Origin of the sequence: Curtobacterium sp. A7_M15 (assembly GCF_030705415.1) — a bacterium.
Classification (GTDB): Bacteria; Actinomycetota; Actinomycetes; order Actinomycetales; family Microbacteriaceae; genus Curtobacterium.
The window spans coordinates 1-11,521 of sequence record NZ_JAUZED010000112.1 but is presented as its reverse complement, the minus strand read 5'-3'; the positions used below and the strand labels follow the sequence as shown (position 1 = coordinate 11,521).

Annotated in this window: 10 protein-coding genes; 7 read left to right on the top strand and 3 right to left on the bottom strand. The window is 69.5% G+C overall.

The genetic code is table 11. From position 1 onward, the window contains the following. Nucleotides 1-137 precede the first annotated feature (137 nt). The 3 genes from Q7F20_RS15625 to guaB form a co-directional block, all read right to left on the bottom strand. A complete protein-coding gene (locus Q7F20_RS15625; protein WP_305740991.1) occupies nt 138-1,472 on the bottom strand; it encodes an ABC transporter substrate-binding protein in 1,335 nt (444 codons plus the stop codon). Nucleotides 1,473-1,619: 147 nt separating this feature from the next. Next, nucleotides 1,620-2,003: a VOC family protein gene (locus Q7F20_RS15620; protein ID WP_305740990.1), complete on the bottom strand. Its 384-nt coding sequence runs from the start codon at nt 2,001-2,003 to the stop codon at nt 1,620-1,622. Between the two features lie 74 nt (nt 2,004-2,077). Then, a complete protein-coding gene (gene guaB / locus Q7F20_RS15615; RefSeq protein WP_305740989.1) occupies nt 2,078-3,580 on the bottom strand; it encodes an IMP dehydrogenase in 1,503 nt (500 codons plus the stop codon). Nucleotides 3,581-3,935: 355 nt separating this feature from the next. Between guaB and Q7F20_RS15610 the strand changes: the two genes are divergently transcribed. The 7 genes from Q7F20_RS15610 to Q7F20_RS15580 all read left to right on the top strand — a co-directional run bounded on the left by Q7F20_RS15610 (nt 3,936) and on the right by Q7F20_RS15580 (nt 11,475). Continuing rightward, a complete protein-coding gene (locus tag Q7F20_RS15610; RefSeq protein ID WP_305740988.1) occupies nt 3,936-5,282 on the top strand; it encodes a branched-chain amino acid ABC transporter permease in 1,347 nt (448 codons plus the stop codon). A gap of 11 nt (nt 5,283-5,293) precedes the next feature. Beyond that, nucleotides 5,294-6,280: a branched-chain amino acid ABC transporter permease gene (locus tag Q7F20_RS15605; RefSeq protein WP_305740987.1), complete on the top strand. Its 987-nt coding sequence runs from the start codon at nt 5,294-5,296 to the stop codon at nt 6,278-6,280. Continuing rightward, nucleotides 6,273-7,160, top strand: a complete 888-nt coding sequence (locus Q7F20_RS15600) for an ABC transporter ATP-binding protein (RefSeq protein ID WP_305740986.1) — start codon at nt 6,273-6,275, stop codon at nt 7,158-7,160. The genes Q7F20_RS15605 and Q7F20_RS15600 overlap by 8 nt, the downstream gene beginning before the upstream one ends. Further along, nucleotides 7,157-7,963 carry an ABC transporter ATP-binding protein gene (locus Q7F20_RS15595; RefSeq protein WP_305740985.1) on the top strand — a complete coding sequence of 269 codons (807 nt, stop codon included), beginning with the start codon at nt 7,157-7,159 and terminating at the stop codon, nt 7,961-7,963. Before Q7F20_RS15600 ends, Q7F20_RS15595 begins: the two co-directional genes overlap by 4 nt. A 187-nt stretch (nt 7,964-8,150) precedes the next feature. After that, the gene (locus Q7F20_RS15590) at nt 8,151-8,336 is read left to right on the top strand and encodes a hypothetical protein (protein WP_305740984.1); all 186 of its coding nucleotides are present in this window, start codon (nt 8,151-8,153) and stop codon (nt 8,334-8,336) included. Between the two features lie 66 nt (nt 8,337-8,402). Next, complete coding sequence (locus Q7F20_RS15585) at nt 8,403-9,524, top strand: GuaB3 family IMP dehydrogenase-related protein (RefSeq protein WP_305740983.1); 1,122 nt, start codon at nt 8,403-8,405, stop codon at nt 9,522-9,524. A 61-nt stretch (nt 9,525-9,585) separates the two neighbouring features. After that, a complete protein-coding gene (locus Q7F20_RS15580; protein WP_305740982.1) occupies nt 9,586-11,475 on the top strand; it encodes a glycerol-3-phosphate dehydrogenase/oxidase in 1,890 nt (629 codons plus the stop codon). Nucleotides 11,476-11,521: the final 46 nt, after the last annotated feature.

Sequence of the window (11,521 nt, the reverse complement as noted above, 5' to 3'; positions counted from 1 at the left end):
CCACCGCGGCCGAGCCGGCCTGACGGTCGCCAGCCGCGCCTCCAGGGCTGCGCCGCGCCCACGCGCCACGCGACGGCCGGAGACGCGACAGCGCCCCGCGGCTGGGCCGCGAGGCGCTGTCGATCGGGTGCTGCCGGTTACTTCTTGACCGAGCCCTGGATGGCGCTCTGGTAGACGGGCTTGTTGTCGCCGTCGAACTTGTAGATGCCGATGTAGGCGCTCGACGGGTCGTTGTTGTCGTCGAACGGACCGATGCCCGACGGACCCGTGTAGTGGATGTCCTCACCCTTGTCGAGCAGGGCGACGCAGTCCTTGAACGTCGAGCACTCGGTGCCGCCGTCGGCGCCGGACACCGCGGCCATGTTGGCCTGGATCGTGCCGGAGTCGGTGCCCTTGCCCTTCACCGCAGCGAGGGCGGCGAGCATCGTGGCGTCGTAGGACTCTGCCGCGTACGAGTAGTCGGCGAGGTCCTTGCCCGATGACTTCTTGTAGAAGTCGGAGAGCTGTGCCTTGAACTCGTCCTTCGGCGAGGCGCCGGGGATCGTGCCCTGCGCGCCGGTCAGCGTGCCCTTGTCGAAGTCCTTCGAGTAGTCGGCGGTGTTGCCGTCGGACATGTAGATGCTCGACATCTTCGCGTCCTGCGACTTCAGCTCCGGGATGATCGACTTCGTCTCGTCGAAGGCCAGGACGACGATGGCGTCCGGCTTCGTGGCGAGTGCCGCGGTCACCTCGGAGGAGAAGGTCGTCTGGCCGGGCGGGAACTCCTGGCCCTTGCCCTTGCCGCCGTAGACGACGGAGCCGCCGGAGTCCTCGATCGCCTTCTGTACGGTGTTGCGGAGCCCCGTGCCGTAGGTGTCGTTGAAGACGAGGAACGCGACCTTTGCGTTGCCGTCACCCGTGACGAGCTGGCCGAGCGCCGAACCCTGCACCGAGTCCGGCGGAGCGGTCCGGTAGTAGTACGACGAGTAGCCGGACAGGTCCGAGGCGGTGTTCGCCGGGGAGATCTCCACGATGCAGTTGCTCGTGAGCTGGTCGATGACGTTGAGCGTGACACTCGAGGACTCGGCGCCGATCGCGACCGGGACCTTGGCGTTCACGAGCTTCGTCGCGGCCGAGCTCGACACCGTCATGTCGTTGCTGTCACCGGAGTCGGTGGCGGGGTCGATGGTGACGTCCTTGTCGAGCACACCACCCGCGGCGTTGATGTCCTGCACGGCGAGACCCACACCGGACTCCGCGGGCGGGTTGAGGTACGCGAGCGAGCCGGTGAGCGGCAGGATCGTGCCGATCTTCAGCGCGTCGGTACCGGGGGTGTCGGGGGCCTTGCAGCTCGCGGCGGGGTCCTTCTTCGCGCCTCCCGACGCCGAGGAGGACGGCGAGGTGCCGCCGCTGGTGGTGGAACAGGCGGCGAGGAGGAGCGCCGCCGCTCCTGCCACTGCCAGTGCCGTGGTGGCACGGGTGGTTCTGATCATCCGTGGAGCCCTTTCTCTGCGCGGAACCTCAGGTCCCGCTGGGGATGTGAGAGAACGTAGGGTCACGGTGTTTCAGCCGCGTGACGGGGCGGTACGCAAAGTGTTTCGTTACCCACCCGTGACGCGAAGAGGGCGGAGGGTCGCGGCTCAGGCGTCGAGCTCCGCCTGGGACCGGAGAACGCAGAACTCGTTCCCCTCCGGGTCGGCGAACGTCACCCACCCGCCGGTCGCCGTGCGCCGGTCGGCCAGCTCGAGCGCGCCGATGCCGCGGAGCCGGACGACTTCTTCGTCGCGGGTCCGGTCGGTGGGACGCAGGTCGAAGTGGATGCGGTTCTTCACGGCCTTCGCTTCCGGCACCTCGATGAAGAGCACGTGGTGCGACCCGTCGGGAGCGACGATCATGCACTCCTCGTGCCCGGGCTCGTTCGGGTCGTCGGCGACGTCGACGTACCCGAGGACCTGCTTCCACCACTCGGAGAGCGTGTAGGCGTCTCGGCAGTCGATCGAGGTGTGGGACACGGCGCTGACCATGCGGCGACCCTACTGCTGCCCGACGACGAACGCCCTCGCTCCGTGCGGGAGCGAGGGCGTTCGGGTGGATCGGATCAGCGGCTGTAGTTCGGCGCCTCGACGACCATCTGCACGTCGTGCGGGTGGGACTCCTTGAGCCCGGCCGGGGTGATCCGGACGAACTTGCCGCGGGCCTTGAGCTCCGGGACGGTCCGGCCACCGACGTAGAACATCGACTGCCGCAGGCCGCCGACGAGCTGGTAGACGACGTTCGCCACCGAGCCGCGGTACGGGACCTGACCCTCGATGCCCTCCGGCACGAGCTTGTCGTCCGAGGGGACGTCGGCCTGGAAGTAGCGGTCCTTCGAGTACGAGGTCTTCTTGCCACGGGTCTGCAGGGCGCCGAGGGAGCCCATCCCGCGGTAGGCCTTGAACTGCTTCCCGTTGACGAAGACGAGGTCGCCGGGCGACTCGTCGGTGCCGGCGAGGAGCGACCCGAGCATGACGGTGTCGGCACCGGCGACGAGGGCCTTCGCGATGTCGCCCGAGTACTGCAGGCCACCGTCGGCGATGACCGGCACGCCGGCTTCGCGGGCGGCGAGGGACGCCTCGTACACGGCGGTCACCTGCGGGACGCCGACGCCGGCGACGACGCGGGTGGTGCAGATCGAGCCCGGTCCGACGCCGACCTTGACGGCGTCCACACCCGCGTCGATGAGGGCCTGGGCGCCCTCACGCGTGGCGGCCTGACCGCCGATGACGTCCACCCCGGCGAACTCCGGGTCGGCCTTGAGGCGGCGGACCATGTCGAGCACGCCGGCGCTGTGGCCGTTGGCGGTGTCGACGACGAGGACGTCCACGCCGGCGTCGCGGAGAGCGACCGCGCGCTCCCAGGCGTCGCCGAAGAAGCCGATCGCGGCGCCGACGCGCAGGCGGCCGGCCTCGTCCTTCGTGGCGTCCGGGTACTTCTCGCTCTTGTCGAAGTCCTTGACGGTGATGAGGCCGCGGAGCTTGCCGTCCTCGTCGACGAGGGGAAGCTTCTCGATCTTGTGCTCGGCGAAGATCGCGATGGCGTCGTCGGGGTCGATGCCGACGGGGGCCGTGACGAGCGGCGCCTTCGTCATGACGTCGCGCACGAGCGTGGTCTGCTGCTCGAACGGCGCCACGAAGCGCATGTCGCGGTTGGTGATGATGCCGACGAGGGTGCCGTCACCCTCGACCACCGGCAGACCGGAGACGCGGAACTGTCCGCAGAGCGCGTCGACCTCGGCCACGGTGGCGTCGGGGCTGGTGGTCACCGGGTTGGTGATCATGCCCGACTCGCTGCGCTTCACCTTGTCGACCGCGGCCGCCTGGTCGGCGATCGACATGTTGCGGTGCAGGATGCCGATGCCGCCCTGTCGGGCCATGGCGATCGCCATGCGGGCCTCGGTCACGGTGTCCATCGCCGCGGAGAGCAGCGGGACGTTGACCGTGATGCGCTTGGTGAGCCGGGACGCGGTCGACGCCTCGCTCGGGATGACGTCGGTGTACCCCGGCAGGAGCATGACGTCGTCGTACGTGAGTCCGATGAATCCGAACGGATCCGGCTGGTCCATGGGTCCCCTTCGTGGGCGAGGTGAAGTGGTCGAGACACCGGGAACGCTGCGACGGGTTCCGGATAGACCATGGTAACGCGCGCGCCCTCCTCCGCATTCCGGCCTGTGGACAGCCGCGAGCAGCCGGGAGGCGCGGCTCGGCCCCGCCCCGGACCCTCCGTCCGTCCTTCCTCCACAACGTCACAGTTGCGGCACGAATCACACAGGGAACGTGATGGAAACACGGGTGTCACACAATCCCCCTAGCGTCCTCGTCATCCGAACGAGAGGCTCTTCCGTGGGATCCATCACTCCGCCGGGACCTGCGCTGCTGCGCAGGTTCCGCCTCCGCCCTGGACGAAAGCGACCGGTCATCATGGCCGTCCTCGCGCTCGCGTTCATGGCGACCTTCCTGATCGACTGGGCGGTGACGCTGCCGGCGATCGGTGCCACCTCGACACCGAGCGCGTCGGCGTCGGCGAGCACCGCGCCCGCGAGCACACTGCCGTGCACGGTCAGCCCGACCAACGGCTGCATCCAGGGCACCATCACCGACTCGGACCGCGAACCGGTCCAGGGCGTCGACGTCGACGTCGCCGGGCCGGGCGGCTTCGCGCAGACGGCGACGACGTCCGACACCGGTCGCTGGTCGGTGAGCGTGACCGAGGCGGGCAGCTACACCGTGAGCGTCGACCAGGGCACCCTGCCGAAGGGCCAGTACCTGACGAACGCGGGGGACGCGAAGCGCACCGTGTCCGCGAGCCTCAACGCGAACGTCGGACAGATCTTCCAGCTGTCCGACCAGCAGGGCGTCGTCACGAACGACGACGCCACGAGCGTCACGCCGCAGCGCGCCTGGCAGCAGTTCGCGTCCGGCATCCGGCTCGGGCTCCTCATCGCGCTGGCGTCGGTGGGTCTCTCGCTCATCTACGGCACCACCGGCCTGTCGAGCTTCTCGCACGGTGAGCAGGTCACCCTCGGCGGGCTGCTCGCCTACCTCTTCGCGAACCAGCTCGGGTGGAACATCTGGCTGACGGGGGTGGTGGTCACGCTGCTCTGCGCGGCGACCGGCTACCTGCAGGACGCCGGCATCTGGCGGCCGCTCCGGCGCAAGCGCATCAGCCTCACGCAGCTCATGATCGTGACCATCGGCTTGTCGATCGCCGCGCAGTACGCGTTCCAGTACTTCTTCGGCGCCTCGACCGTGCGCATCCAGCAGGGCAACCCCGAGACGATCCGGTTCGCCGGGGTCACCCTCACCGTGCAGTCGTACGTGGCGATGGGCATCGCGCTCGTCGTCCTCGTCGCGACCGGCCTGTTCCTCGCGAAGACGCGCTTCGGCCGTGCGACCCGCGCGGTGTCCGACAACCCGGCGCTCGCCAGCGCGTCCGGCATCGACGTCGATCGGGTGATCCGGTTCGTCTGGACGCTCGCCGCCGGCCTGGCGGGCCTCTCGGGCGTGATGCTCGGTCTCGTGCTCAACGGCGTGAACTGGCAGACCGGCCTGCAGCTGCTGCTGCTCATGTTCGCCTCGGTCACGCTCGGTGGCCTCGGGACCGCCTACGGCGCACTCGTCGGCTCGATGATCATCGGCGTCGTCGTGGAGCTCACGAACCTCGTGCTGCCCGGTGACTTCAAGTACGCCACCGCCCTCGTGATCCTCATCCTCATCCTGCTGTTCCGCCCGCAGGGCATCTTCGGCCGCGCCGAGCGGATCGGCTAAGGAGCGCCGCCATGGACTACATCCTCAACCTGCTCTCCTCGCTCAGCCAGGAGGCACTCGCCCCGACCACGGCGGCCTTCGCGCTCGCCGCGATCGGCCTGAACGTCCACTTCGGACTCACCGGCCTGGTCAACATGGGCCAGGCGGCGTTCCTGCTGCTCGGCGCCTACGGCTTCGCGATCTCGATCACCAACGGGCTGCCGTTCGTGATGGCGGTCCTCGTCGCCCTGCTCGTCGCGATCGTCTTCGCGATCATCCTCGGCATCCCGACCCTGCGGCTCCGCGGCGACTACCTGGCGATCGTGACGATCTCCGGCGCCGAGATCATCCGCATGGTGGGGCGTTCGAGCCTGCTCACCTCGACGACCGGCGGCTCGAACGGCATCACCGGGTCGAGCTACCGCGACCCGTTCAACGCGCTGAGCCCGCTCCCCGACGGCACCACCACGATCCTGTGGTTCACGTACTCGAACAACGGCGTCAACGGCTGGTGGATCCGGATCGCGGCGTGGGGGCTCGTCGCCCTGTTCACGCTCGTGCTGTTCCTGCTCATGCGCAGCCCCTGGGGCCGCGTCGTGAAGGCCATCCGCGAGGACGAGGACGCCGTCCGCTCCCTCGGCAAGAACGTCTACTCGTACAAGATGCAGGCGCTCGTGTTCGGCGGCGCGCTCGGGGCCCTGGCCGGCATCATCTACGTCCTGCCGAGTTCGGTCCAACCGGACGCGATGGGCCGCTCGATGACGTTCTTCATCTGGACGGCCCTGATCCTCGGCGGTGCAGCGACCGTGTTCGGACCGGTGCTCGGCTCCGTGCTGTTCTTCGTCGTCCGACTCGCGATCCGCACCCTCGCGGGCGACTTCATCCCGAACTCGATCATGAACGCGCAGCAGGCCGAGCAGTTCTCCTACGTGCTCGTCGGCGTCGCGCTCATGCTCCTCATCGTGTTCCGTCCACAGGGCCTCCTGGGCAACAAGAAGGAGTTGACGTTCAGTGTCTGAGTCGTACGCCCACCCCAAGAACGACCCGATCCTGGTCGTCGACGACGTCACCCGCCACTTCGGCGGCATGACCGCGGTCGACGTCGACCACCTCGAGGTCCAGCGTGGCTCCATCACCGCCCTGATCGGCCCGAACGGCGCCGGCAAGACGACGTTCTTCAACCTGCTCACCGGGTTCGACAAGCCGAGCCCCGGCGCGACGACCCGGTTCGACGGGAACACGCTGCAGAAGACCAGCGCCACCCACATCGCGAACAAGGGCATGGTCCGCACGTTCCAGCTCACGAAGGCGCTCAGTCGGCTCACCGTGATGCAGAACATGCTCCTCGGTGCCCGCGACCAGCCCGGCGAGAACTTCTTCGTCGGCCTCGTCCCCGCGCTCTGGCGGAAGCGCGAGCGGGAGATCACGGCGAAGGCCGAGGACCTCCTCGCCCGCTTCAAGCTCGACACGAAGGCGGACGACTACGCCGGCTCGCTGTCCGGCGGGCAGCGCAAGCTCCTCGAGATGGCCCGGGCGCTCATGTCCGACCCGACGATGATCATGCTCGACGAGCCGATGGCCGGTGTGAACCCGGCGCTGACCCAGTCGCTGCTCGGGCACATCCAGTCCCTGCGCGACGACGGCATGACCGTGCTCTTCGTCGAGCACGACATGCACATGGTCCGGCACATCTCGGACTGGGTCGTCGTGATGGCCGAGGGGAAGGTCGTCGCCGAGGGGCCGGCCGACACCGTGATGGACGACCGTGCGGTCATCGACGCGTACCTCGGTGCGCACCACGACACCGACCTCGGTGACGACTCGCTCCTCACCGAGGAGACCTACGAGGAACTCGCCGAGGAAGTAGCGGAAGAAGACGAGCAGGAGGCGACCCGATGACCGACGCAAGCGAGTCCACGAACGCGAGCAGCGCCTCCAGTCCGTCGAACGCGGCCACGCTGGAACGCGAGCCGGTGCTCAGCGCGAAGAACCTCGTCGCCGGCTACCTGCCGGGGGTGAACATCCTGAACGGCTGCGACCTCGACTGCTACCCGGGCGAGCTGATCGGCATCATCGGCCCGAACGGCGCCGGCAAGTCGACGCTCCTCAAGGCGCTGTTCGGTCTCGTGTCCATCCGCGAGGGCTCCGTCACCCTGCAGGGCGAGGACATCACCAACCTCAAGGCGAACAAGCTCGTGCAGGCCGGCGTCGGCTTCGTGCCGCAGACGAACAACGTCTTCCCCTCGCTCTCGATCGAGGAGAACCTGCAGATGGGCCTGTACCTGCGGCCGCGGAAGTTCGCCGAGCGACTCGAGGTCATCTACGACCTGTTCCCGGTGCTCGGGCAGCGCCGTGGACAGCGAGCCGGTTCGCTCTCGGGCGGTGAGCGCCAGTCCGTCGCGATGGCCCGGGCGCTGATGATGGACCCGAAGGTGCTGCTGCTCGACGAACCCTCCGCGGGGTTGTCGCCCGTTCGCCAGGACGAGACGTTCATCCGCACACGCCGGATCAACAAGGCCGGTGTGTCGATCGTCATGGTGGAGCAGAACGCGCGACGCTGTCTGCAGATCTGCGATCGTGGGTACGTGCTCGACCAGGGGAGGAACGCGTACTCGGGCACCGGGAAGGAGCTCGCCGACGACCCGAAGGTGATCGAGCTGTACCTGGGGACGCTCGCCAAGGACGTCGACTCCGCACGCTGAGCGGGCGGTGTCGACCGTGGGTGCCGCTGTGGGGGCGGTACCCGCACCGAGTGGGGTCGTGCGTGGACGCTCAGCGCCGCACGGCCCCGCTCCTCACGCGGAACGGTGCGTGGCTCACCTCGCCCTGACGGCGCGTCCCCGGCCAGGAGGAGCATCTCGGCCCCGCGTGGTCGCTATCGTCGGTCGCGTGCGGACTCCCGGCCCCCTCGTGCTCGACGCCCTCGTGTGGCTGGTGTTCGCCGTGCTCTTCGTCGGGGCGGCGTTGCTCGTGAAGGTCGCCGCCGCGCTGGTCGGCGTGCTGGTGGTGCTCGCGCTGCTGCTCGGGCTCGTGCTGCGGACGCTCCGGAAGCGCCGCGCACGCCGGATTCGCTGACGTCCGCCGCGCGCGCTGCCCGCCGGGCCCGTGTCACCCGGGGGACACGACCGCTAGGCTTGCCGGGTGAGTGAAGTCGAGATCGGTGCTGGCAAGCGCGGACGTCGGGCGTACGCGTTCGACGACATCGCGGTGGTCCCCTCCCGCCGGACGCGTGACCCGCAGGACGTCAGCGTGCAGTGGTCGATCGACGCGTTCACGTTCGAGTCGCCGATCCTGTCGGCACCGATGGACTCCGTCGCTTCGCCCGCGACGGTCATCCAGATGGGGCGGCTCGGCATGCTCGGCGTCCTCGACCTCGAGGGGCTCTGGACCCGCTACGAGGACCCGACGCCCTACTACGACGAGATCAAGGCGCTCACCGACGGCAACGTCACGAAGCGCATGCAGGAGATCTACTCCGAGCCGGTCAAGGCCGAGCTGATCACCGCACGTCTCGCCGAGATCCGCGCCGCGGGCGTCCCGGTCGCCGGGTCGTTGAGCCCCCAGCGCACGCAGGAGTTCTCGCAGACGGTCGTCGACGCCGGTGTCGACCTGTTCGTCATCCGCGGCACGACGGTCTCGGCAGAGCACGTCTCGCAGAACACCGAGCCCCTCAACCTCAAGAAGTTCATCTACGAGCTCGACGTCCCGGTCATCGTGGGCGGCGCGTCGACGTACACGGCGGCCCTGCACCTCATGCGCACCGGCGCGGCCGGCGTGCTCGTCGGTTTCGGCGGCGGAGCGGCGTCGACCACCCGCGCCGCGCTCGGCATCCACGCACCGATGGCGACCGCGGTGGCGGACATCGCCGGTGCCCGCCGTGACTACATGGACGAGTCCGGCGGCCGGTACGTGCACGTCATCGCCGACGGTGGGCTCGACACCGCCGGTGACGTCGTCAAGGCGATCGCCATGGGCGCGGACGCCGTCATGCTCGGCACGGCGCTGGCCCGCGCGGCCGAGGCTCCCGGCGGCGGCTTCCACTGGGGCGCCGAGGCGCACCACCCCGAGCTGCCCCGCGGCCGCCGGGTCGAGGTCGGCACGATCGCCCCGCTCGAGAACGTCCTGAACGGCCCGACCCCGACCTGGGACGGCCGCGCGAACATCGTCGGCGCCCTGCGTCGATCGATGGCCACGACCGGATACTCCGACGTCAAGGAGTTCCAGCGAGTAGAAGTGGTCGTGGCGCCGTACCACCGGAACTGACGGTGGCACCCGCACTCCGGCGCGGGTGACGCCCCGGCGTCACCGTGACACGGAGGCGACGATGGCGAAGACCAGCACGAGCACGTCCAGCGCGACCCGGCCCGCCCGGGCCGAGACCGCCGCACCGGGGGTGGGGTTCGACCCGTCGGCGAAGCTCGGCCCCGACGAACGCGCCGCCGCCATCGAGACGCTGAAGACCAAGGAGCTCGACGTCCTCGTCGTCGGCGGCGGCATCGTCGGCGCCGGCAGCGCGCTCGACGCGGTCACCCGTGGCCTGAGCGTCGGCATCGTCGAGGCCCGCGACTGGGGCTCGGGGACGTCGAGCCGCTCGTCGAAGCTCGTGCACGGCGGCATCCGCTACCTCGAGCAGCTCAACTTCGCGCTGGTCCGCGAAGCCCTGATCGAACGCGGCCTGCTGCTGCAGCGCATCGCCCCGCACCTGGTGAAGCCCGTGCGCTTCCTCTACCCCCTCAACCACCGCGTGTGGGAGCGGTTCTACATCGGCATCGGGATGGCGATGTACGACGTCTTCAGCTGGTCCGGCGGTCGTCCGCCGGGTGTCCCGCACCACCGGCACCTCAGCCGGGGACAGGTGCTCAAGAACATGCCCGGCCTCCGCAAGGACGCCTTCGTCGGCGGCATGACCTACTACGACGCCCAGGTCGACGACGCCCGCTACGTCGCCTCGCTCGTGCGCACCGCGGCGTCCTACGGCGCCCACGCCGCGAGCCGCGTCCGGATCGAGGGCTTCATCAAGGTGGGGGAGCGGGTCGTCGGGGCGCACGCGCACGACATCCAGACCGGCGAGCGGTTCGACATCCGGGCGAAGCAGGTCGTGAACGCGACGGGTGTCTGGACCGACGACACCCAGGCGATGGTCGGCACCCGCGGGCAGTTCAAGGTGCGGGCGTCGAAGGGCGTACACCTGGTGATCCCGCGCGACCGGTTCCAGTCGAACACCGGCATGATCCTCCGCACCGAGAAGAGCGTGCTGTTCGTGATCCCGTGGGGTCGGCACTGGCTCGTCGGCACGACGGACACCGACTGGTACCTCGACAAGGCGCACCCGGCGGCGACCGCGGCGGACATCGACTACATCCTCGAGCACGTCAACAAGGTGCTGGCGGTCCCGCTCACCCGCGAGGACGTCGAGGGCGTGTACGCCGGACTCCGGCCGCTGCTCGCGGGGGAGTCCGACCAGACGTCGAAGCTCAGCCGCGAGCACGTCGTCGCGCACACCGTCCCCGGGCTCGTGGTCGTGGCGGGTGGCAAGTGGACGACGTACCGCGTGATGGGCAAGGACGCCATCGACGAGGCCGTCGCGGCGATGGACGGCAAGATCCCCGCATCGACGACCGAGGACATCCCGCTGCTCGGCGCCGAGGGCTACCCCGCCGCGTGGAACCGCCGTGGTCGCACCGCGCGGAGCTTCGGCGTGCACAAGGTCCGCATCGAGCACCTGCTCAACCGCTACGGCACGCTCGCGACCGAGGTGCTCCGGCTCGTGAAGCAGGACCCGTCCCTCGCCGAGCCGCTCCCCGGTGCCGACGACTACATCGGCGCCGAGGTCGTGTACGCGGCGTCGCACGAGGGCGCCCTGCACCTCGAGGACGTCCTCGCCCGCCGAACCCGTATCTCGATCGAGGCGTGGGACCGCGGCGAGTCGGCGGCCCCCGTCGCGGCGAAGCTGATGGCGGACGTGCTCGGCTGGGACCAGGAGACCACCGAGAACGAGGTCTCGAACTACCTCAAGCGGGTCGCCGCCGAACGCGAGTCGCAGCTGCAGCCCGACGACGCGTCGGCGGACCGCGTCCGCCTCGAGGCGCCGGACATCGCGTTCGGGTTCGACGAGGACGACGTGGTGGTCGGTGGTGGCCGGTCCAGCGGTGCCGAGGGTGCCAAGGCGTCCGACGAGCAGGTGGTCGGCGAGAAGACGAGCGAACCCGAGTAGGACGCGGGCCGCGTCGACGAGGCGGGTCGCGCCTCCTGGGCCGACA